This window comes from Bacillus sp. T2.9-1, from assembly GCF_950097965.1.
GTDB classification, from domain to species: Bacteria; Bacillota; Bacilli; order Bacillales; family Cytobacillaceae; genus Niallia; species Niallia hominis.
Genome location: NZ_CATNHG010000152.1, coordinates 81,073 through 104,055, shown reverse-complemented (window position 1 = coordinate 104,055; position 22,983 = coordinate 81,073). Strand labels below are relative to the sequence as shown.

At 35.4% G+C, this 22,983-nt stretch carries 17 protein-coding genes and 1 other annotated feature; of the genes, 15 read left to right on the top strand and 2 right to left on the bottom strand.

What is annotated here, in order from left to right; all coding sequences use genetic code 11:
* Positions 1–246: 246 nt before the first annotated feature.
* A complete protein-coding gene (locus tag QQZ16_RS22825; RefSeq protein WP_031534724.1) occupies positions 247–645 on the bottom strand; it encodes a general stress protein in 399 nt (132 codons plus the stop codon).
* Positions 646–1,217: 572 nt separating this feature from the next.
* Between QQZ16_RS22825 and QQZ16_RS22820 the strand changes: the two genes are divergently transcribed.
* From QQZ16_RS22820 to yihA, 14 genes are all read left to right on the top strand, one after another.
* Positions 1,218–1,409 carry a YolD-like family protein gene (locus QQZ16_RS22820; protein ID WP_031534722.1) on the top strand — a complete coding sequence of 64 codons (192 nt, stop codon included), beginning with the start codon at positions 1,218–1,220 and terminating at the stop codon, positions 1,407–1,409.
* A 433-nt stretch (positions 1,410–1,842) separates the two neighbouring features.
* Positions 1,843–2,096, top strand: a binding site (T-box leader).
* A 116-nt stretch (positions 2,097–2,212) separates the two neighbouring features.
* On the top strand, positions 2,213–3,928 hold the full coding sequence (ilvB, locus tag QQZ16_RS22815) for an acetolactate synthase large subunit (RefSeq protein WP_031534720.1): 1,716 nt from the start codon (positions 2,213–2,215) through the stop codon (positions 3,926–3,928).
* Positions 3,925–4,443 (top strand): acetolactate synthase small subunit, encoded by a 519-nt coding sequence (gene ilvN, locus QQZ16_RS22810; RefSeq protein ID WP_031534718.1) that lies wholly within the window; start codon positions 3,925–3,927, stop codon positions 4,441–4,443. Before ilvB ends, ilvN begins: the two co-directional genes overlap by 4 nt.
* Positions 4,444–4,492: 49 nt before the next feature.
* Positions 4,493–5,515: a ketol-acid reductoisomerase gene (gene ilvC, locus QQZ16_RS22805; protein WP_031534716.1), complete on the top strand. Its 1,023-nt coding sequence runs from the start codon at positions 4,493–4,495 to the stop codon at positions 5,513–5,515.
* Positions 5,502–7,037, top strand: coding sequence for a 2-isopropylmalate synthase (locus QQZ16_RS22800; protein ID WP_031534714.1), 1,536 nt, complete (start codon positions 5,502–5,504; stop codon positions 7,035–7,037). Before ilvC ends, QQZ16_RS22800 begins: the two co-directional genes overlap by 14 nt.
* A gap of 48 nt (positions 7,038–7,085) precedes the next feature.
* Entirely contained in the window at positions 7,086–8,186 is a 1,101-nt protein-coding gene (gene leuB / locus QQZ16_RS22795; RefSeq protein ID WP_031534712.1) for a 3-isopropylmalate dehydrogenase, read from the top strand.
* A gap of 144 nt (positions 8,187–8,330) precedes the next feature.
* On the top strand, positions 8,331–9,743 hold the full coding sequence (leuC, locus tag QQZ16_RS22790) for a 3-isopropylmalate dehydratase large subunit (RefSeq protein WP_031534711.1): 1,413 nt from the start codon (positions 8,331–8,333) through the stop codon (positions 9,741–9,743).
* Positions 9,744–9,796: 53 nt separating this feature from the next.
* Positions 9,797–10,348 carry a 3-isopropylmalate dehydratase small subunit gene (leuD, locus tag QQZ16_RS22785; RefSeq protein ID WP_048717718.1) on the top strand — a complete coding sequence of 184 codons (552 nt, stop codon included), beginning with the start codon at positions 9,797–9,799 and terminating at the stop codon, positions 10,346–10,348.
* A 226-nt stretch (positions 10,349–10,574) separates the two neighbouring features.
* Positions 10,575–11,594 carry a tetratricopeptide repeat protein gene (locus tag QQZ16_RS22780; protein ID WP_031537046.1) on the top strand — a complete coding sequence of 340 codons (1,020 nt, stop codon included), beginning with the start codon at positions 10,575–10,577 and terminating at the stop codon, positions 11,592–11,594.
* Between the two features lie 215 nt (positions 11,595–11,809).
* On the top strand, positions 11,810–13,096 hold the full coding sequence (tig, locus tag QQZ16_RS22775) for a trigger factor (protein WP_031537047.1): 1,287 nt from the start codon (positions 11,810–11,812) through the stop codon (positions 13,094–13,096).
* A gap of 363 nt (positions 13,097–13,459) precedes the next feature.
* On the top strand, positions 13,460–14,725 hold the full coding sequence (clpX, locus tag QQZ16_RS22770; protein ID WP_031537048.1) for an ATP-dependent protease ATP-binding subunit ClpX: 1,266 nt from the start codon (positions 13,460–13,462) through the stop codon (positions 14,723–14,725).
* Between the two features lie 612 nt (positions 14,726–15,337).
* The gene (gene lonB / locus QQZ16_RS22765; protein WP_031537050.1) at positions 15,338–17,011 is read left to right on the top strand and encodes an ATP-dependent protease LonB; all 1,674 of its coding nucleotides are present in this window, start codon (positions 15,338–15,340) and stop codon (positions 17,009–17,011) included.
* Between the two features lie 544 nt (positions 17,012–17,555).
* The gene (gene lon / locus QQZ16_RS22760; RefSeq protein ID WP_031537051.1) at positions 17,556–19,883 is read left to right on the top strand and encodes an endopeptidase La; all 2,328 of its coding nucleotides are present in this window, start codon (positions 17,556–17,558) and stop codon (positions 19,881–19,883) included.
* A complete protein-coding gene (yihA, locus tag QQZ16_RS22755) occupies positions 19,880–20,467 on the top strand; it encodes a ribosome biogenesis GTP-binding protein YihA/YsxC (protein ID WP_031537052.1) in 588 nt (195 codons plus the stop codon). Before lon ends, yihA begins: the two co-directional genes overlap by 4 nt.
* A 131-nt stretch (positions 20,468–20,598) precedes the next feature.
* Here yihA and QQZ16_RS22750 read toward each other — a convergent pair whose 3' ends face one another.
* The gene (locus QQZ16_RS22750; RefSeq protein WP_031537053.1) at positions 20,599–21,087 is read right to left on the bottom strand and encodes a LiaI-LiaF-like domain-containing protein; all 489 of its coding nucleotides are present in this window, start codon (positions 21,085–21,087) and stop codon (positions 20,599–20,601) included.
* Between the two features lie 370 nt (positions 21,088–21,457).
* Here QQZ16_RS22750 and hemA point away from each other — a divergent pair, with 370 nt between their 5' ends.
* Positions 21,458–22,807, top strand: coding sequence for a glutamyl-tRNA reductase (gene hemA / locus QQZ16_RS22745; RefSeq protein ID WP_284561828.1), 1,350 nt, complete (start codon positions 21,458–21,460; stop codon positions 22,805–22,807).
* Positions 22,808–22,983 lie beyond the last annotated feature (176 nt).

Genomic DNA, 22,983 nt, shown 5'->3' with positions numbered 1-22,983 from the left:
AGTTATGGAAAAAAGGTGTTTTCGTAATATTACTCACATCCTGAAAATACGTCGTATTATGGGGCTTGCTCTTGAGTCGTCTGGCAAGATTTTGAACTTTTTTAACAGCCTCCGACGCTCACCTCTCCAAACCAATCGTTTATTTACTTTCAAATATGCTTTCCCATGAATCGAACTGGAGTCTACATGGATTCAGACTGCTTAGTTTTTTCAAAGTGGAAATAGGTTTATCTCACCATCTTTTTCTTATTCCACTTTCTTTCGTTCAACTGTGGTATGCATTGTTTGAGATGGCATGACTTCTACTTCATTATTATCGAAGTTTAGTTTATTTAGATTCTCTTGTTCTAATTCTCCCTCATTATCTAAGAGAACAATATATTTTCCTGCTTGTAATTCCTTTTCATATGGCTCAAGATCGGTGTCAGAAAAGAATGTCTTTAATCGATCTAAAAAGGATGTTGGCTCTACTTCTTCTATTCCAGTAGCAGTATCTACTTCTGTTTCTTGTTCAATTAATGCCGTTTGTTCGTTTCTTGTAATAACGGAAATATGATTGGGTGAATATCCTTTAGAGAGAAGTTCGTCTATAGCATTTACTGTTTCTTCAGGAGAATCATATATACCTACAACACTTTTTGTCATATACCTATTCCTCCTTTAAACAAATAGTTCTTGCATATTTTTTATATTCCCACTAGTCAGAGGGAATAAACAGTGGATTTTCTGTCTCAACAAAAATTCCTATTTTTGTGAATTAGCAAACTTTTTTCCCATAAAAAATAAAGAAATAGTTGTACCTTATATTAGAATAATGATAGAGAAATATCTCCTGTTAAATCCTCTATTTAATATTTTATTGGTTATCTTTTATCACAAGCAATGTAAGTATAGAGAGATTTCTATTTTAATATTCTGCTCTTTAATTTTCATTAAGACTCATCCTCATTCAAGGACAATCGCACGGGTTACGAAGGTTTGGATGATTTAACTAATACCTAACTAATGGAAGTTACACATTATTTCACCTACAAAGGTATAATTAGGAATAAAATAGCGAATAATGGAAGTAAGAAAAATAATGTTCAGAAAATCACTAGTAACACTTGAAAACGCTTACTGTTATCGTGTATAATAGGCTTAAGTAAAATAATCAAGAGATGAAACAATGTGAATAGATGAACATGACTAACATTATATAGAAGGAGACGTGCACCATGATTCTCAAAGAATTAGGAAGAAGTAGGCTAATTGTTATTAATTATTATAAGAATGGTTTTTTAGAAACATGTAAGGGACAAGTTCAGAAGCTAAATCTAATAGATCAAACCATTGATTTAAAAGATGATAAAGAAAATACGTATCAAATTCGTTTATCATGGATTCATGATATATGTGCGGTATCTTAGTTTGATTACCTAATTAATGCAATCGCTTTCTTTTTTTTGCGGTTGCATTTTTTTGTCTGAAATTAAATTATATGAAACAAAATGAAAAAACAATGTAAGATTTTATTACATATTAGTTTTAAGTAAAGAATTATTTTATTATAATGAACCATATTAAGGATTTTTTTAGAATATTTTCAGCGAAAAAAGAATTTTTTAAATTTTTTAATTCATTAAAAAAGTACATGCATTCTTTATACAACAATATTGTAAACGCTTTCTAAATGCGGTTTCGTTGTTTAAATAATCAAATAATTCTCAAAAATACTGTTGACTCTTGTTTAAATTCAGCGTAAGATAACCTCAACAAATGAAAAACACAAAATGTTACATGCTAATTTAGCATAGCAAATAGACACCATGACTAACTGAATTTGTTTGACATGATTAATAGATTAATTCGATGATGAGGATAAGTAGTTTTCTATTTTGGATTCCAAAGAGAGCCGGTGGTTGGTGTGAACCGGTGAACCAATAGGAAATGAACTCACCTCAGAGTGTTAGCTTGAAAGGTAATCCTAGTAGAGCTAACCGAGTGTTTCCACTCGTTACCAAAAGAGAACGAACCGTTCAATTAAGTGCATACGCTTTTCGAAAGTGTATGAATAAGGGTGGTACCGTGGAAAGGAATGCCTTTTCACCCCTTTGATTACTAAAAAACATTAGTAATCATTGGAGGTGGGAAGGCTTTTTTCATGGAAAGAGCCCTTCTATTGATACTAATTAATTAAGTAATAGGAAAGTAATTTAGGGAGGTTATACAAATGTTACAGGAGACTGCCTTTGAAAAGACAAAGGCCCAAGTGAAACCGTTAACTGGTGCTGATCTCTTATTACAGGCTTTGGAAAAGGAAAATGTTGAATTTATTTTCGGATATCCAGGTGGAGCTGTCTTACCAATATATGATAAGATTTATGACTCTAAAATCTTTCATGTTCTGCCAAGACACGAGCAAGGAGGAATCCATGCAGCTGAAGGGTATGCGAGAATCTCTGGAAAACCAGGAGTTGTAATTGCGACATCTGGTCCTGGAGCAACTAATATTGTAACAGGACTTGCTGATGCAATGATGGATTCTCTTCCGCTGGTTGTATTTACAGGTCAGGTTGCAACAAGTGTAATTGGAACAGATGCCTTTCAAGAAGCCGACATTTTAGGGATTACGACCCCAATAACAAAATATAATTGTCAGGTTCGAAATCTTGAAGATATACCGAGAATCATAAAAGAAGCGTTCTACATTGCAACAAGTGGAAGACCAGGTCCTGTGTTAATTGATTTTCCGAAAGATATTGCGGCTACCATTTCAAGTGTTCCTGATGAAAAGGAAGTAGACCTTCCTGGCTATCAACCAACAACACAACCGAATTATTTGCAGATTCGAAAATTAACAGAAGCTGTAAGTGCAGCAAAAAAACCAGTAATCTTAGCAGGTGCAGGTGTCAATTTTGCAAAAGCTAGTGCTGAATTACTTGAATATGCAGAACAACAACAAATACCAGTCGTCCATACACTTCTTGGATTAGGAGGCTTTCCAGCTGATAACAAGTTATTTGTTGGTATGGGAGGGATGCACGGTTGTTACGCTGCCAATATGGCATTATATGAATCAGACTTATTAATTAATGTTGGGGCAAGATTTGATGATCGTTTAACTGGAAACTTAGCACATTTCGCACCGAATGCTGTTAAAGCACATATTGATATCGACCCAGCAGAGATTGGCAAGATAATTCCAACGAAAATCCCGATTGTAGCAGATGCGAAAGAAGCTTTGAGCATGTTAATTAAGCAGAAAGGTCTACATTCAGAGCATAGAGATTGGTTAGAAAAGATTGAAAATTGGAAAAATGAATATCCTTACTACTATAAGGAGTCTAATCTTCTTAAACCACAGCAAGTATTGGAGCTGCTTTTTGAAAAGACAAAAGGAGAAGCAATTGTAACAACGGACGTTGGACAGCATCAAATGTGGGCTGCACAGTACTATCAATTTAAAGAGTCCAACCGTTGGGTAACTTCTGGGGGATTAGGAACAATGGGGTTCGGGCTACCATCAAGTATTGGTGCACAATTGGCCGATCCAAAAGCGACGGTTCTAGCAATTAGCGGCGATGGAGGCTTTCAAATGTGTAGCCAGGAGCTTGCATTAATTAGGGAATTAAATTTACCAATTAAGATTATTATTTTTAATAATCAGGCGTTAGGAATGGTAAGACAGTGGCAAGAATTTTTCTATGAGTCTCGTTTTTCCCATAGTAAGGAGTCTTTCCAGCCTTCCTTTGTCGCTTTAGCAGAAGCATATGGAATAAAAGGATACCAAATATCATCTGCTAAAGAAGCTGCAAGCATTCTGGACGAAGTGTTAGCGGTAAGAGAACCTGTATTATTAGATTTCCGTATTGATCCAAACGAGAATGTATATCCAATGATAGCACCAGGAAAAGGATTACATGAAATGGTAGGGATGAAGCCATGAAAAAAATAATTAGTTTGACTGTCTTGAATAAGTCAGGTGTATTAAATCGAATCACAAATCTTTTTTCGAAAAGAAACTATAACATTGAAAGTATATCTGTAGGGCATACAGAGCATGAAGGTGTTTCTCGAATTACATGTGTTGTACATGTAGAAAGTGATGGAATTATTGAACAAATAACAAAACAGTTAAATAAGCAGATTGATATATTGAAAGTGGTTGACATCACTGACCAAGCAATTGTTGCAAGAGAGCTAGCTTTAATAAAAGTACTTGCTACACCGCAGACAAGGCATGAATTATACTCAGTAATCGAACCATTTAGGGCTTCTGTAATCGATGTAAGTAAAGAAAGTCTCGTTATCCAAATTACAGGAGAATCAACCAAAATTGAAGCTTTTATTGAACTGCTTAGACCGTATGGAATTAAAGAATTGGCCAGAACTGGCACAACTGCATTCCCACGTGGATCTCAAAAGACAGCAACTCATAAAAGTAACTATTCTATCGTTTAAATCTAATATTAAATAAATCTAAATTTTACAGACGAAAGGGAGAAGAAAAATGGCAAAAATGTATTATAATGGAGACGCAAATTTAGGATACTTTGAGGGGAAAACAGTAGCGGTAATTGGATATGGATCACAAGGGCATGCACATGCTTTAAATATGAAGGATAGTGGAGTAAATGTTATTATCGGATTAAGAAAAGGAAATTCATGGAATAAAGCAGTGGAAGATGGATTTGACGTATTCCCGGTTGGAGAAGCAACAGCTAAGGCTGATATTGTCATGATTTTACTTCCAGATGAGTTGCAAACAAAAGTATACAATGAAGAAATTAAACCAAATTTAACAAATCAAGCTTTAATGTTTGCGCATGGATTTAACATTCATTTTAGTCAAATTGTTCCTCCAAGTGAGAGTGATGTATTATTGGTTGCTCCAAAAGGCCCAGGTCATCTTGTTAGAAGAACATTTGAACAAGAAGCAGGAGTTCCAGCATTATTTGCAATCTATCAAGATGTTACTGGTGAAGCGAGAGAACTTGCTCTTGCATATGCAAAAGCAATTGGAGCATTACGTGCCGGTGCATTAGAAACGACTTTTAAAGAAGAAACAGAAACGGATCTATTTGGTGAACAAGCGGTTCTTTGTGGAGGGTTGACAGCACTAGTAAAAGCAGGCTTTGAAACATTGGTAGAGGCAGGATATCAACCAGAATTAGCATACTTTGAGTGTTTGCATGAGTTGAAATTAATTGTTGACCTAATGTATGAAGATGGAATGGCTGGAATGAGATATTCCATTTCTGATACAGCACAATGGGGTGACTTTGTAACAGGGCCACGTATTGTAACAGAAGATGTGAAGAAAGAAATGAAAGCTGTACTTACAGATATTCAAGAAGGGAAATTTGCTAAAGGCTGGATTTTAGAAAATCAAGCAAATAGACCAGTATTTAATGCGATTAATGACAGAGAAAGTGAGCATTTAATTGAAAAGGTCGGAAAAGAATTGCGTGCAATGATGCCATTTGTTAAAAGCTCTAGGAAGAAAGAAGTGGTGGGTAGTGGCAAAAATTAAGATATTTGATACAACATTAAGAGATGGGGAGCAATCGCCAGGTGTTAATTTAAATTTGGCAGAGAAGTTGGTAATTGCTGAACAGTTAGAAAAGTTGAATGTAGATATCATAGAGGCAGGCTTTCCTGCTGCCTCTAAAGGTGATTTTCAATCTGTTCAACAAATTGCGCGAACGATAAAAAATAGTTCTGTTACTGGTCTAGCAAGGGCAGTAACATCGGATATAGATACTGCTTGGGAAGCTTTAAAAGATGGGGCAGAACCAAGAATCCATGTTTTTCTAGCAACAAGCCCCATTCATAGACAATATAAGTTGAAACTATCGAAAGAACAAGTTGTGGAGCGAGCGGTTTCAGCTGTTGCATATGCTGCTAAAAGATTTCCTGTCATACAATGGAGTGCAGAGGATGCTTGTCGCACGGAACTTCCATTTCTAGCAGAAATAATCGAAGAAGTAATTCAAGCTGGAGCACAAATAATAAATATACCAGACACTGTAGGGTATATTACGCCAAATGAATACGGAGAAGTTTTTCAATATTTAAAAAATAATGTTCCATCCATTGATAAAGTTTCTTTATCAACCCATTGTCACGATGATTTAGGGATGGCCACAGCTAACTCACTGGCAGCCATTGAAAATGGAGCAACACAAGTAGAATGCACTATTAATGGCATAGGTGAAAGAGCAGGCAATGCTTCGATGGAAGAAATTGTGGTAGCGCTTCATATCAGAAATGATCATTATCAGGAAAGAACAAGAATTAATCTGAAAGAGATTAGTAGATCAAGTAGCTTAGTTAGTGAATTAACAGGAATGGTAGTACCAGGGAATAAAGCAATTGTTGGTCGCAATGCATATGCGCATGAATCTGGTATTCATCAGGATGGGGTTCTTAAGGAGAAAACTACCTATGAAATTATTTCTCCAGAACTTGTTGGCTATGTGAACAATAACAATATGGTGTTAGGAAAGCATTCAGGCAGCCATGCATTTAAAACAAAGCTGCAAGAACTAGAGCTTCAGGTAAAGGAAGAGGATGTAAAGAATCTCTTTATTGCCTTTAAGGATTTGGCAGACCATAAAAAAGAAATCTCTGATGAAGACATTATTGCTATTGTGTTAGAGAACAAGCTTGCTAAGGAAGAGAAGTATTATGAATTAGTTGAGGTTAAGGTTCAACATAAAAATGATAATGAAGCAGATGCGGTCGTTAAGCTTTCTGGGCCGAAAAATGAATTAATCATTCAACATGGCACAGGATCAGGAAGTGTAGAAGCGCTGTATAACACACTTGAAATGTCTATTTCTGGTCAAGTAACGCTAAATGATTATCGAATACAATCATTAGGTGCAGGTAGAGATGCCTTAGCTCAAGTATTTGTAAGAGTGCAATATGACCAAAAAGAAAGTACAGGTAGAGGATTGGATCAAGATGTTTTAATAGCATCCGCTAAAGCATATATAAATGCTATTAATAGAGCTATTCTTGCAAAAGAACAATTTTTGGAAAAAGTGTAGGCTTTAAGGTCTGAAAACCAAGCCTTTGATATAGGGGAGCGAATGAAGATGAACAAAAGAATCGCTGTATTGCCAGGTGATGGAATTGGACCTGAAATAGTTGCTGGGGCAGTCAGAATTTTGCAAACAATTGAAACTTTATATGGCCATCAGTTCGAATTAACTTATGCAGATATAGGTGGATGTGCGACAGATAAAACAGGGACTCCATTACCTAATGAAACAATTACGATATGCAAAAATAGTGATGCCATTTTATTAGGGGCAGTTGGTGGTCCGAAATGGGATTCTCTTCCTGTTGAAAAACGTCCGGAGCAAGGACTATTAAAAATCAGAAAAGCATTGAACTTGTTTGCGAACCTGAGGCCGACAACCTGTTACGAAAGTTTAGCTGACTCGTCCCCTCTAAAGAAAGATATTATTGAAGGTGTGGACTTGATTGTTGTGCGTGAGTTAACAGGAGGCATCTATTTTGGGACACCAAGCGAACGTAGAGAAATAGGTGGGAAGCCAGGTGCTGTAGATACACTGCAATATAAAAATGAAGAGATAGAGCGTGTCATCGAGAAAGCATTTGAAGTCGCAAAAACAAGATCAAAAAAGATTACTTCTGTTGATAAGGCAAATGTTTTGGAGACTAGTAGAGTATGGAGAGAGATTGCAAATCAAGTAGCAGAGAAATATCCGGATGTTTTGCTTGAGCATATGCTTGTAGATAATGCAGCAATGCAGCTTATTAGAAATCCAAAGCAATTTGATGTCATCGTTACGGAAAATATGTTCGGCGATATTTTGAGTGATGAAGCATCTGTCTTAACAGGTTCATTAGGGATGCTTGCTTCAAGCAGTTTATCAGAAGAGGGGCCATATTTATATGAACCGATCCATGGCTCTGCACCAGATATTGCAGGAGAAAATATTGCCAATCCATTAGCGACGATATTATCGACAAGCATGATGCTACGATTATCATTTCAGCTAGATAAAGAAGCAACAGTAATAGAAGAGGCTGTAAATAATGTCTTGAATAAAGGATATAGAACAAGGGATATTCTTTCACCAAATTGTAAAATTGTTTCTACAAATGAAATGGTAGAAGCTGTTAACAAAGAAATTTTCGAGTTAGTAGCATCGACACATGCTATATAAAAAAGAGAAGATAGAGCGGCAGTAATTGGGATATAGGGGACTAATAATAGAAAGAAACATGTTTATGGGCTTGTCAAAAGAATAATTTGACAGCCCTTTAATCTACAAAAAGGAAATAAAAGAAATGGATTGGAGGGCAAAGTAATGGGGAAATCCATTATCGATAAAATTTGGGAAAAACATATAGTGCATAGAGAAGAAGGGAAGCCAGATTTATTGTATATTGATCTGCATCTTGTTCATGAAGTTACTTCTCCACAAGCATTTTCTGGATTAAGAATGAAAAATCGGAAAGTAAGAAGACCAGATCGTACATTTGCAACGATGGACCATAATGTTCCAACACTTAACCGTTATAAAATAGATGATGAAATCGCGTTAAACCAGATGACTACTCTCGAAAAAAACTGCTTAGAATTTAATATTCCTTTAGCAGGGCTAGATAGTCCTGAACAAGGGATTGTCCACGTAATAGGCCCAGAGCTTGGATTGACACAGCCAGGAAAAACAATCGTTTGTGGAGATAGTCATACATCGACCCATGGAGCTTTTGGAGCCCTTGCTTTTGGAATAGGCACAAGTGAAGTAGAGCATGTCCTTGCTACACAAACTTTATGGCAAACTAGACCAAAAACATTAAAAATAGAGGTCAACGGTAAGCTTGCTTATGGTGTCAATGCGAAAGATGTTATTCTTTATATACTTTCTAAATATGGAGTTAACTTTGGTACTGGCCATGTTATTGAATATACAGGGGATGTAATTCGTAATCTTTCAATGGAAGAAAGATTGACTATTTGTAATATGTCCATTGAAGGCGGAGCCCGTGCAGGGTTAATATGTCCAGATGAAACGACCTTCTCCTATTTAAAAGGAAGAAAACACGCACCAGAAAACTGGGATAAAGCAGTACAAGAATGGCGTAGCTTAGTTTCAGACGAAGATGCTACCTACGATAAAGTTATTACGATTGATGGTCATGATATTGCGCCAATGGTTAGTTGGGGTACAAACCCATCTATGACTGCAAAAGTAGATGGAAAAATTCCAGCAACAGAAAATTATCAAGACGAAACAGATCGTCGTGCCCTACATAGTGCGCTTTCGTATATGGGGTTAAAAGAAGGAATGGCCATTACCGATATTGCAATTCAGCATGTGTTTATAGGTTCCTGTACAAATTCCAGAATAGAAGATTTAAGACAAGCAGCGAGTGTTATTAAAGGCCAAAAGGTATATCCAGGAGTGAGGGCACTAGTTGTCCCAGGTTCTCAAAAAGTAAAGAAACAGGCAGAGGAAGAAGGACTGGATAAGCTATTTGTAGAAGCTGGTTTTGAATGGAGAGACGCAGGTTGCAGTATGTGTTTAAGTATGAATAATGATGTGGTTCCAAGTGGGGAACATTGTGCTTCGACCTCAAATAGAAATTTCGAAGGACGGCAAGGAGCCGGTGCCAGAACTCATTTAGTTAGTCCATCGATGGCTGCTGCTGCAGCATTATATGGACGATTTGTTGATATCCGAAAAATGAATGTAGAATTACAAGCTACAACGTAAAGGAGGAAGCAATTGTGAGTGGTTTTAAGAAGCTTTATGAAAAGGCAGTAGCAATGGATCGAGTAAATGTAGATACAGATCAGATTATTCCAAAGCAATTTTTAAAGCGCATCGAAAAGACGGGATTTGGAAAATTTGCTTTTTTTGATTGGCGCTATTTGAAAAATGGAGAACCAAATCCAGAATTTGAGTTGAACTATCCTGAAAATCAAGGAGCTTCTATATTAATCGCTAATAAAAACTTTGGTTGTGGATCATCCAGAGAGCATGCACCATGGGCTCTTCAGGATTTTGGGTTTTCTGTCGTTATTGCTCCATCCTTTGCAGATATTTTTTATCAAAATTGTTTGAAAAATGGAATGCTTCCTATTCAATTACCTACAGCAGAAGTGGAGTATCTTTTAAAGGAAGCCCAAAATCAACCTTATTTTCTTCATATTAATTTAGAAGAGGAAAAAGTAGAAGATGATCAGGGCTTTACTGCAACATTTACTATCCATCCATATTGGAAAAAAATGTTGACTAACGGCTGGGATGAAATTGAAATTACAATCCAGTACAGTGATAAAATAGCAGATTATGAAAAGTCTGTTACACAAAATTAGCAGTTGACTTCGCTTAGATAACCTTTAGAAAACAGGTGCTTTCCTGCCTTTCTAAAGGTTTTTTTCTTTTGAGCCTATTTTATAGTTAAAATGATTACTATTACTTCATTATGAAATCAAATTTAACATGTTCATTATTATCAAGAGTTAATGAAAAGTTCAGGTTGCATCTAAATAGAAAAAAAGCTACACTAGCAACAAAAAGAATGTATAGGCGGTTAAAAGGATGAAGAAACGGGAGCAGGAAAAAAAAGATAATGTTATTTTTTTTCCCGATTTAGATAAACGTTTATTACAAAAGGGCTTAGATGCCATTTCAGATAAGCAATATAAAGAAGCAATTGCTTATCTAGAGGAAGCAAAAGAGAGAAATCCTTTTCATAGTGAAATTAACATTGGGTTAATTCTGTCTTATTACGAGCTAGGTTTATTGGAACCGGCAAAATACTTAGCAAAAGAAATGCTGAAAGAGGGACAGGGTGACTATATACATGTGTTGGATTTATATATCATGATCCTTGTGCAGCTACATGAATATGAAGAAATTGTTTCAACGATTGAAGTATTGTTAGAAGATCATCAAATTCCTGCCAATAAAATCGAGCACTTTTCAAAAATGCTTACTTTTAGTAGAAAAATGGCAGAGTCTTCTCCACTAGCAGAAAAGGATAATTTAATGGAAGAAACTACGGGTGAAACGGAGAGATTAATGGAATTAGAAGATCCACAGGAACAAATGCTTCTTATTGCTAAAATGTCTAGTCAAAACATCCGAGCTTCTATTGAACAAGTAAAACAGTTTCTTCAGGAGGACGAAAAAAACCCGTTTTTAAAAACGATGTTAATTAATATTTTGCGAGAGCAGGATTATGACAAAGAAGTAGTGATTCATAAATTTACTCGAACCATAACCGTAAAGCCAACCAATTTAAAGGATATTAAAGAGCAAGATCAATATAAAAAGATAATGACATTTCTGATTGATTATGTTGAAAGTAATGATCCCGTTTTATTCGAAAATATTAAAATGCTAATGGATCGACAATTTTTTTTGCTTTATCCATTGGTACTTGAAGATTATAGTCCTGAAACATGGGCAGCATCCTATCATGCTGTCGTAAATGAGTATTTTGGCCAAGAGGATACACAAGAGATTCTCTCAATATATGAAGTAAATGAGGATAATTTTGAACAAGCTAAAGCCTTCATTTATCAACTAGAGGAAATTTCTTATCCTAATATTTAGGCAAGGATGTTGAAACAACTAGAACCTATGATATAATGTAATGGTTGCATTTAGAAAATGCGAATATGTTTATTTCTTACTAGATAACTTTCTGCCATTATTAGGTGTGAGCTTTTTCGTTTGAAATAGCTTTCAAACAGTAATAAAGAAGTTTATCTATACATTAAGTAGAAGTAATGAAAAAGTAGAATAGATTGTTGGAGGGAAATTATAGTATGTCAGCTAAATGGGAAGTTTTAGAAGGGAACCGTGGCGTTCTTACAATTGAATTAGATGCAGAAAAATTAAACGAAGGTTTAGATTTAGCATTTAAAAAAGTAGTTAAGCAAGTAAATATTCCTGGATTCCGTAAAGGTAGAATTCCACGTGGAATGTTCGAACAACGTTTTGGTGTTGAATCTTTATACCAAGATGCAATTGATATTCTTTTACCAGAAGCTTATGCAAATGCAATTGAAGAAACTGGAATTGAGCCAGTGGATCGTCCAGAAATCGATGTTGAACAAATCGAAAAAGGAAAAGCATTAATTTTCAAAGCAACTGTTACAGTGAAGCCTGAAGTAACATTAGGTGAGTACAAAGGGTTAGAAGTACCTGCTGTTGAAACAACTGTTACAGATGAAGAAGTTGAAGCTGAAATTAAAGCATTGCAAGAAAAACAAGCTGAGTTAGTAGTAAAAGAAGAAGGTACTGCTGAATTAGGCGATACAGTTGTTATGGACTTCGAAGGATTCCAAGATGGAGTTGCATTCGAAGGCGGAACTGCTGAGAACTTCTCATTAGAACTTGGTTCAGGTCAATTTATTCCTGGATTTGAAGAAAAATTAGTAGGAGTTGCTACTGGCGAAACGACAGAAGTAGAAGTTACATTCCCAGAAGAATACCATGCTGAAGATTTAGCTGGAAAGCCTGCTACATTTAAAGTAACTATTCATGAGATCAAAGGAAAAGAACTTCCTGAATTAGATGATGAATTTGCAAAAGACGTAGATGAAGAAGCTGAAACATTAGCTGAATTAAAAGAAAAAATTAAAACTCGTCTAGAAAATGATAAGAAACATCAAGCGGAACATACAGTACGTGATACGGTTGTAGAAAAAGCTTCTGAGAATGCAACAATGGATATCCCTTCTGCAATGATCGATACAGAAATTGATCGCATGATGAATGAATTCGAACAACGTCTTCAAATGCAAGGTATGAACCTTGAATTATACTTCCAATTCTCTGGACAAGATGAAGCTGCTTTAAAAGAGCAAATGCAAGAAGACGCTGGAAAACGTGTTCGTTCTAACTTAACTCTTGAAGCAATTGTTGCAGCAGAAAATATTGAAGTAACAGAAGAAGAAGTAAATGCTGAACTTGAAAATATGTCTCAAATGTACAATATGCCAGTAGATGCTATTAAACAAGCACTTGGCGGTGTAGAAAACTTACAAATGGACATTAAAATGAGAAAAGCAATCGATTTCCTTGTAGAAAACAGCAAAACTGTTGCATAATAGAAGTAAGAAAAAAAACTAAGGCGCGACTATTTCGTGCCTTAGTTTTATATTAGTGTTAAATAACATATAATATGGGTAACTATAATATAAGTTACTCTACCGTACAGGAATATACAGACAAATCAAGAGATAATATTTCCAGATTTAAAGAAGCGAAATCTGGTTATGCTTAAGAAAGTACATACATTTTACCGTTATTGGATGATTAGGGCTGATTACCCAAGCTGAATTATTTCCTGTACATTACCATCATGTGATACAATTCAATACATAACTGTTGAAAAAAGTAAGTTTTGTTTCAAACCAATAATATTCCGTAACGGTAAAAATATACAAAAAGAAGTATTAAGGGGTGAAGGCATGTTTAAATTTAATGACGAAAAAGGCCAGTTAAAGTGTTCATTCTGCGGAAAGACACAGGATCAAGTTCGTAAATTAGTTGCTGGTCCAGGTGTATACATTTGTGATGAATGTATAGAGCTATGTACAGAAATCGTGGAAGAAGAATTAGGTACAGAAGAAGAAGTAGAATTTAAAGATGTACCGAAACCAGCAGAAATTCGCGATATCCTTAATGAATATGTCATTGGACAGGATCAAGCGAAAAAGGCTCTTTCTGTTGCAGTGTATAATCATTACAAGCGCATTAATTCAAATAGTAAAATTGATGATGTGGAATTATCAAAAAGTAATATTGCGTTAATTGGGCCAACTGGTAGTGGTAAAACACTTCTTGCACAAACATTAGCAAGAATATTAAATGTACCATTTGCTATTGCAGATGCAACAAGTCTAACAGAAGCTGGATATGTTGGGGAAGATGTAGAAAATATTCTCTTGAAATTAATCCAATCTGCAGATTATGATGTAGAAAAAGCAGAAAAAGGTATTATTTATATTGATGAAATTGATAAAGTTGCACGAAAATCAGAAAATCCTTCCATTACAAGAGACGTCTCTGGTGAAGGTGTTCAACAAGCATTATTAAAAATTCTAGAAGGTACTGTAGCTAGTGTTCCGCCTCAAGGTGGCAGAAAGCACCCTCATCAAGAATTCATTCAAATTGACACAACGAATATCCTATTTATTTGTGGTGGTGCATTTGATGGTATCGAACCGATTATTAAAAGACGTTTAGGTCAGAAAGTAATTGGTTTTGGTTCAGATGGTAAAAAGGCAGAAGTGGAAGATAAAGATTTACTTGCGAAAGTATTACCAGAAGATTTATTACGCTTCGGGTTAATTCCAGAATTCATTGGCCGTCTTCCAGTTATTGCAAGTCTTGGACAATTAGACGAAGAGGCATTAATTGAGATTTTAACGAAACCAAAAAATGCTTTAGTAAAGCAATTTAAGAAAATGCTGGAATTAGATGATGTCGAATTAGAATTTGAACCAGAAGCTCTAAAGGAAATTGCTAAGAAGGCAATTGAAAGAAAAACAGGGGCACGTGGATTAAGATCTATTATTGAAGGTATTTTGTTAGATATAATGTTTGACTTACCTTCAAGAGACGACATTGTCAAATGTATTATTACAAAAGAAACAGTAACGGAAAATGCATCTCCAAAACTTGTTTTAGAAGATGGAACAGTAGTGGAGAAAGAAACAAAAACATCTGCATAACAACAGTTATAAAAGAGAATCATTTGGTGTAAACCACCATTGATTCTCTTTTTTTTTATGTGATTTTATTCCCCATCAACAACAATAGGAGAGAACCCCTTTTTTATCGCACTGGACAGTAGACTTTCACTCTTTGCTAATGAGAACGCAAGGAAGATAGTGAATATACTTGTCCATAAGGTACTCTTGTGTCAACTACTAAGAAGGAAAACCACCACTGTTGGAAGTTCCACTTTAAATTTCTACATACTCCACATATTTTTTCCATGAAAACTTGTTTATTCCAACAAAGGGAAGGAGATACTATTTTTTAAAGACAAGGCACTATTAGGTATGTGGTCTTTCATTGGTGTCTACGCTTATTGGAAATGAGCATTTCATCAATCTTTGTATAATTCATTAAGATAGTAAATCAATAATCCTTAATTGGTAAAAATGTCGGAATTGACATGCTATCTCACTTCTTATGTAAAGAGTAAAGGAACATACACGCATGCTTACCGAAGAACCTACTCAAAAGAGTGAATGAAAGATTTGCCCCTATCTGTAGATTTTTTAAGGGACATACATATGTGAGGTTCTAAAACAACATGATTATAGGAGGTATTATTTATGAATTGGGCGGAGATCGCTTTATTTGTACAATTATTCTTCGGGATTATCATCGGACTTTATTTCTGGAACTTATTAAAGAGTCAGAGAACACAAAAGGTTTCGATTGACCGTGAATCAAAAAAAGAAATGGATCAGCTAAGAAAGATGCGTGCCATATCCTTAACAGAGCCGCTTTCTGAAAAAGTACGTCCAACAAGCTTTGCTGATATTGTAGGACAGGAAGATGGCATTAAATCATTAAGAGCAGCACTCTGTGGTCCAAATCCACAGCATGTTATTATTTATGGACCTCCAGGGGTTGGTAAAACAGCGGCAGCAAGACTGGTATTAGAAGAAGCAAAGAAGAACCAGAAGTCACCCTTTAAGCCAAACTCTGTGTTTGTGGAATTAGATGCTACAACAGCTAGATTTGATGAGAGGGGTATTGCAGATCCGTTGATTGGATCAGTTCATGATCCGATTTATCAAGGGGCTGGAGCGATGGGACAAGCTGGTATCCCACAGCCGAAGCAAGGAGCAGTTACTAACGCTCATGGTGGAGTTTTATTTATTGATGAGATTGGAGAACTACATCCAACACAAATGAATAAGCTTTTAAAAGTGTTAGAAGACCGAAAAGTTTATTTAGAAAGTGCTTATTACAATGAAGAGAATACACAAATTCCTTCCCATATACATGATATATTTAAAAATGGATTGCCTGCAGATTTTCGATTAATTGGAGCAACAACTCGAACACCAAACGAAATTCCTCCAGCAATTCGTTCAAGATGTATGGAAGTATTCTTTAGAGAATTAACAAAAGAAGAAGTTATAAAAATTGGCAAAAAAGCTGCAGATAAAGTGAATATGTCCATAAGTGAGAAAGCTCTCGATACCCTTTCAGAGTATGCAAGAAACGGAAGAGAAGCAGTTAATATGGTACAGATTTCCGCTGGCCTTGCGATAGGTGAGGAGCGGAGCTTTATTAAGGATGATGAGGTAGAATGGGTTATTAATTCAAGTCAGCTTTCTCCTAGAATGGAAAGAAAAATTAATAAACATTCTACTATTGGAGCAGTTAACGGGCTTGCGGTTTATGGATCCAATATTGGAGCTTTATTAGAGATTGAGGTAACTGTTATTCCGGCAAAAGATGGGAAGGGAAGCATCAATATTACCGGTATTGTGGAAGAAGAGAGTATTGGAGGACAAGGTAAATCGATTCGAAGAAAAAGCATGGCAAAGGGTTCAATAGAAAATGTTATTACGGTTTTACGATCAATGGACGTTCCAGCAGACCAATTTGACATCCATGTCAATTTTCCAGGTGGTATACCGATTGATGGACCGTCAGCAGGTATTTCTATGGCAACTGGTATTTATTCTGCTATTTACAAGCAACCGGTAGATCGAAAAGTAGCAATGACAGGGGAAATTAGTATTCATGGAAAAGTAAAACCGATTGGAGGAGTAGTAGCGAAAGTGAAAGCAGCTAAAGCTGCAGGCGTTCAAAAAGTTATTATTCCACAAGAGAATATGCAGGCTATATTGGAGGAAATAAAGGACATTACCATTGTTCCGGTTCAATCACTTAATGAAGTTATCGAGCATGCATTACTTAAGGAAGAATGGAAGGAAGAAGCAATTCCAGCGTCTACAATTGCATGGACAAAGAAAGAAAGTATTTAATTCCTTATATTACATAAAAAATGCTTTCAGTAAAAGCATTTTCACTGTCGGCTAATTCAGTTAAGAGAGAGTTGGTCGGCAGTTTTTTGTGAAGCCGTATGTATGGGGGGAAGATAATAAAAGAAAACCTGTAGATATAACCTATATTTTAATAAATGAAAAGATTATTATATAATGAAAAAGAGGAGAATAGGTGTTGATATTTTTCTTTTTTGAATGGAAACCACCTAAATAAGCCACTTTATTAGAGAAGGCTTATTTTAAATGGATCTATGCATTATTTGGATAATGTCTTTTAAAAGTTATTTCTCCTCGTGAAATTCTATCTAAGTAAACAAAATACAGATTAAGAAGAGTAGAAAAGGGGAATCGAAAAATTAGTTCTATTTTTTCGGACTGTCTAATAACTCTAGTTAATAGACACATTTTCATAAATGAGATAGAATTGTACAAAGCATTAGAATGCAAGGGATGCCTATATCGATAGAAATAGTGCGATTAGGCGCTAAAAGTAAGGGATTTTTTAAGCTGGAGGTGCAACGTCATGGAGGAAAATAAAAAAACAATAGTCCCCCTCCTGCCGCTTCGGGGATTACTGGTTTATCCAACGATGGTACTTCATTTAGATGTAGGTCGTGATAAATCTGTTCAAGCTCTCGAAAAAGCAATGGTAGAAGACCATTTAATTTTTCTAACAATGCAAAAAGATATGGATATAGACGAACCCGAAGAAGAGGATTTATATAAAATTGGAACATTAACAAAAGTAAAACAAATGTTAAAGTTACCAAATGGAACAATAAGAGTCCTTGTTGAAGGGGTACAAAGAGCAGAGCTGGAAGAATTAATGGAGGAAGATGGATATTTTGCAGCAAGTCTGCACCTTTACGAAGAAGAAACTTCAAAAGATGTAGAAGATGAAGCATTAATGAGAACAATGCTGCAGTATTTTGAGCAATACATAAAAATTTCTAAAAAAATATCCCATGAAACATATGCAACAGTTTCTGATATGGAAGAGCCAGGTAGAATGGCTGATATTATTGCTTCTCATTTACCCATTAAATTAAAAGAAAAACAAGAGATTTTAGAAATGCTAAACAATAAGCAAAGAATGAATTATGTGATTGATATCATTCAAAACGAAAAAGAAGTTTTAAATTTAGAGAAGAAAATCGGTCAACGTGTAAAGAAATCCATGGAAAGAACACAAAAGGAATACTATTTACGGGAACAAATGAAGGCTATTCAAAAAGAGCTAGGCGATAAAGATGGAAAAAGTGGTGAAGTAAGCACACTGCTTGAAAAAATTGAGGAATCAGGAATGCCCGATCATGTAAAAGCAACTGCTTTAAAGGAATTAGATCGGTATGAAAAAATTCCTTCCACCTCTGCAGAAAGCTCTGTCATCCGCAATTATATCGATTGGCTATTAGCGTTACCGTGGACGAATGCAACAGAAGATGATTTGAATCTAATTAAAGCGGAAAAAATCTTGAATGACGACCATCATGGACTTGAAAAGGTAAAAGAAAGGGTATTAGAGTATTTAGCCGTACAAAAGCTTACAAACTCTTTAAAGGGCCCTATTCTTTGTCTAGCTGGACCTCCTGGAGTCGGGAAAACGAGTCTTGCGCGTTCTATAGCACGCTCTTTAAACCGTAATTTTGTTCGCATCTCTTTAGGTGGAGTGCGTGATGAATCGGAAATAAGAGGACATAGACGAACTTATGTTGGAGCAATGCCAGGAAGAATCATTCAAGGAATGAAAAAAGCAGAGACGATTAATCCAGTATTTTTATTAGATGAAATCGATAAAATGTCCAATGATTTCCGTGGAGATCCTTCCTCTGCTATGCTTGAGGTACTTGATCCTGAGCAAAACCATAATTTTAGCGATCATTATATTGAAGAAACATATGATTTATCGAAGGTTATGTTTATTGCTACAGCCAATAATTTAGCTACCATACCTGGGCCATTGCGTGATAGAATGGAAATTATCTCAATTGCTGGATATACAGAAATCGAGAAAATTCATATCGCGAAAGATCATCTATTGCCTAAACAAATTAAAGACCATGGATTATCTAAATCTCAGCTTCAAATTAGAGAAGATGGCATCCAAAAAATTGTCCGTTTATATACAAAAGAGGCAGGAGTCCGTACTTTAGAAAGACAACTTGCAACCATTTGCCGCAAAACGGCAAGAATGATTGTTACAGGTGAAAAGAAAAAAGTAGTGATAACTGCTAAAAATATTGAAGATTTCCTTGGAAAGCCTATTTTCCATTATGGTCAGGCAGAAGAAGTAGATCAAGTTGGTGTTGCAACTGGCCTTGCTTATACGACAGTTGGGGGAGATACTTTGCAAATTGAAGTATCTTTGGCTCCGGGAAAAGGTAAATTAGTTTTGACCGGAAAATTAGGTGATGTAATGAAGGAATCTGCTCAAGCTGCATTTAGCTATATTCGTTCTAAATCAGAAGAGCTAGGAATTGATGCGAATTTCCATGAGAAATATGATATTCATATCCATGTCCCAGAAGGTGCAGTACCAAAGGATGGACCATCTGCAGGGATTACAATGGTAACTGCTCTTGTTTCTGCTCTTTCTGGCAAACCTATCAAGAAAGAAGTAGGGATGACAGGAGAGGTAACGCTCAGAGGACGAGTTCTGCCAATTGGAGGATTAAAGGAAAAATCCCTTGGTGCTCACCGTGCCGGTTTAAAGACCATTATCATACCAAAAGATAATGCTAAGGATATCGACGATGTTCCTGAGAGTGTAAGAGAAGAACTAGACTTTATTTTAGTTTCACATGTAGATGAAGTATTAAAACACGCGTTGAACGGAAGTGTAAATCTTTGAAAGTTAATCAAGCAGAAATAGTAATTAGTGCCGTAAAACCCAATCAATATCCAGAAGGAAATCTACCAGAGTTTGCTTTAGCTGGAAGATCGAATGTGGGGAAATCATCCTTTATTAATCGTATGCTTGGACGAAAAGCGTTAGCTCGCATTTCGTCCAAACCGGGAAAAACACAAACATTGAATTTTTATTTAATCAATGAAATCCTGCACTTTGTTGATGTACCTGGTTATGGTTATGCAAAAGTTTCTAAGAAAGAAAGAGAAGCTTGGGGAAAAATGCTTGAAACGTATTTTACCTCAAGAGAGCAGTTAAAAGCAGTTGTTTTAATTACAGATCTTCGCCATCCGCCAACTGCTGATGATATTTTAATGTATGACTTCTTGAAGCATTATGGAATACCATGTGTCGTAATTGCTACAAAAGCAGATAAAATATCAAAATCACAATGGCAAAAACATTTAAAAGTAACAAAAGAAACATTAGGGCTTAGTGCAGATGATTACTTAATCCTATTCTCATCCGAAACGGGAGAAGGAAAAGATAAAGTTTGGTCTCTGCTAGAACATTTAGCAAATAAATAAAAAATCGACTCACATCAGCTAGCATAACTAGTTGAAAAGTGAGTCGATTTTTTATTTTAGTATAGATGTATAGATTTAACTTTCCTGGCTACAATCATGACCGTAGCCATTTTGTATTATGTATAACACTTTTATTTCCTCTTTTTCGATACTAAATAATATCCCCCAACGATGATGAATAGAATGGGTATCAAGTTATTTAAAGTATGTGGACTAATCTTTAAGAATGTTAACGAGCCGAGAATTTCTTGATAAAAAAGCAAAAGAACAGCTAACAAGAGAAATAGAAGACCATTTAACATTCCCTGCCCCATTTTCTGATTTTGAAGAATAAAGCCAAGAGCAATAATTAAAATAAATGTACCTGTGTGATCTGGCCAGATTGCAAGCTTATTCACTAAGTGAAAGTGTAAGCCAAAGCCAGTTAAAATCACACCTGGTAAAATGACAGCATAATCCTTCCCACTATAGCCTTGAAAAAGAAAGGCAATCCCAATAATAATTAATAGGGTTGGCCATGTATATAGATTGGGTAGAATGGTAATATTAAATTCTTTTAAGATAAAATAAAATCCAAAACCAATTAATACGATACCGGAGAACCATTTTTGTGTTTTCATTATTTCCTCCACTTCCAAAAAACTCAGCTTGAATACATAGAAGATTTTTGTTACTGTACAATGAGTAAAGTACTATATTTAACAAAAAAACTAAGATTACAACGATAATTTTATAAAAGAAGTATAAACTATTACTAGTAAATAACGTAAGTATAATTCTTTTACTGTTATTAATACTATATCTTACCATACGAATTCACAATTTGTTCACATTTATAGGGCAAAATGTTTCCCATTTTTGAAATGATTTTGTTATAATAACTACGTGTTAATAATTATTATAATCTAATTTATTTATATAAATGGTTTTTAAAATGTTCTTTATGATTAACAAGGTAAGAACAACTTTTTGGGGGTGTCATTAGGTAAAATGCATATAGTAGCTGTCGGACTAAATTATAAAACGGCCCCAGTAGAAATTCGTGAACGTTTAACATTTGATTCAGAGCAAATAGGGGAAGCTATGAATCAATTACAAAATAAAAAAAGTATACTAGAAAATATTATTATTTCAACATGTAATCGCACGGAAATATATGCAGTAGTTGATCAGCTTCACACTGGTCGGTATTATATAAAGCAATTTTTAGCAGAATGGTTTCAGTTGGAACAAGATGAGTTTGTTCCTTATTTATTTGTGTATGAACAAGATGGAGCTTTAAATCATTTATTCCAAGTTATTTGTGGTTTAAATTCAATGGTTGTCGGAGAAACACAGATTCTTGGTCAAATTCGCACAAGCTTCTTGACAGCACAATCCATTAAATCTACTGGTTCAGTGTTTAACCAGTTATTTAAACAGGCTATTACTTTTGCAAAGAAAGCACACACAGAGACAGAGATTGGTGCAAACGCTGTGTCTGTAAGCTATGCAGCAGTAGAATTGGCAAAAAAAATATTTGGTACCTTGCAAAATAAGAATGTTCTCATTTTAGGTGCAGGAAAGATGGGCGAGCTTGCTATTCAGAATTTGTATAGCAACGGTGCTAAAAATGTAACTGTGATAAATCGCACATTTGAAAAAGCGGAAACACTTGCAGATCGTTTTGAAGGGCAAGCAAAACCGATGAATGAGCTGCAATGTGCATTAATTGATGCAGATATTGTCATTAGTTCAACTGGGTCTAACACATTCGTTATCACAAAGGCATTGATGAATGCAGTTGAAAAAATCCGCAAAGGTAATCCGTTGTTTATGGTGGATATTGCGGTCCCACGTGACTTAGATCCTGAAATAACTGAATTAGAAAGTGTATTTCTTTATGATATTGACGATTTAGAAGGAATTGTAGAAGCAAACCTCCAAGAACGCCAAAAAGAAGCAGAAAAGATATTGATTATGATAGAAGCGGAAATTATTGAATTTAATCAATGGCTTCATTTATTAGGCGTCGTGCCAGTCATTTCTGCACTTCGGGAAAAGGCCCTAGCTATTCAAAGTGAAACAATGAAAAGCCTAGAAAGAAAGCTCCCTCATTTAAGTGAAAGAGAGAGAAAGATTTTAAATAAGCATACGAAAAGTATTGTGAATCAAATGTTAAAGGATCCGATTCTTCAAGCGAAGGAACTTGCGGCACTTCCAGATGCTGACCAATCGATGCAGCTATTTATGAAAATCTTCAATTTAGAAGCCGATACACAAAAAGAATCGAATAATGTCGTAAAGGAAGACGAGAAAGAAGCATTTTCTCCAATCACTCAGCCGTCCATTCAAGTGTGATAAATATAACGAATGAATGCTTTTTACTCTATTAAACGGAAAGTTTGCTTTTTAAATTGCTATCCTGTAAAAAAATCTCTGCGGATGGTCGTTTCACTTTTCTTTTCATCGGTTAAAATATAGTGGAGGATTAAGAAATAAGCCTATATTAAGTTATAGAAGACTTGGGGTATTAG

Bases quoted from the DNA above. Each gene is read 5' to 3' on its own strand.
- tig (WP_031537047.1), top strand. From the start codon at position 11,810: ATGTCAGCTAAATGGGAAGTTTTAGAAGGGAACCGTGGCGTTCTTACA.
- ilvN (WP_031534718.1), top strand. From the start codon at position 3,925: ATGAAAAAAATAATTAGTTTGACTGTCTTGAATAAGTCAGGTGTATTA.
- lon (WP_031537051.1), top strand. From the start codon at position 17,556: ATGGAGGAAAATAAAAAAACAATAGTCCCCCTCCTGCCGCTTCGGGGA.
- lonB (WP_031537050.1), top strand. From the start codon at position 15,338: ATGAATTGGGCGGAGATCGCTTTATTTGTACAATTATTCTTCGGGATT.
- QQZ16_RS22820 (WP_031534722.1), top strand. From the start codon at position 1,218: ATGATTCTCAAAGAATTAGGAAGAAGTAGGCTAATTGTTATTAATTAT.
- QQZ16_RS22825 (WP_031534724.1), bottom strand. From the start codon at position 645: ATGACAAAAAGTGTTGTAGGTATATATGATTCTCCTGAAGAAACAGTA.
- QQZ16_RS22780 (WP_031537046.1), top strand. From the start codon at position 10,575: ATGAAGAAACGGGAGCAGGAAAAAAAAGATAATGTTATTTTTTTTCCC.
- leuD (WP_048717718.1), top strand. From the start codon at position 9,797: ATGGATCGAGTAAATGTAGATACAGATCAGATTATTCCAAAGCAATTT.
- leuC (WP_031534711.1), top strand. From the start codon at position 8,331: ATGGGGAAATCCATTATCGATAAAATTTGGGAAAAACATATAGTGCAT.
- leuB (WP_031534712.1), top strand. From the start codon at position 7,086: ATGAACAAAAGAATCGCTGTATTGCCAGGTGATGGAATTGGACCTGAA.
- QQZ16_RS22750 (WP_031537053.1), bottom strand. From the start codon at position 21,087: ATGAAAACACAAAAATGGTTCTCCGGTATCGTATTAATTGGTTTTGGA.
- ilvC (WP_031534716.1), top strand. From the start codon at position 4,493: ATGGCAAAAATGTATTATAATGGAGACGCAAATTTAGGATACTTTGAG.
- ilvB (WP_031534720.1), top strand. From the start codon at position 2,213: ATGTTACAGGAGACTGCCTTTGAAAAGACAAAGGCCCAAGTGAAACCG.
- hemA (WP_284561828.1), top strand. From the start codon at position 21,458: ATGCATATAGTAGCTGTCGGACTAAATTATAAAACGGCCCCAGTAGAA.
- clpX (WP_031537048.1), top strand. From the start codon at position 13,460: ATGTTTAAATTTAATGACGAAAAAGGCCAGTTAAAGTGTTCATTCTGC.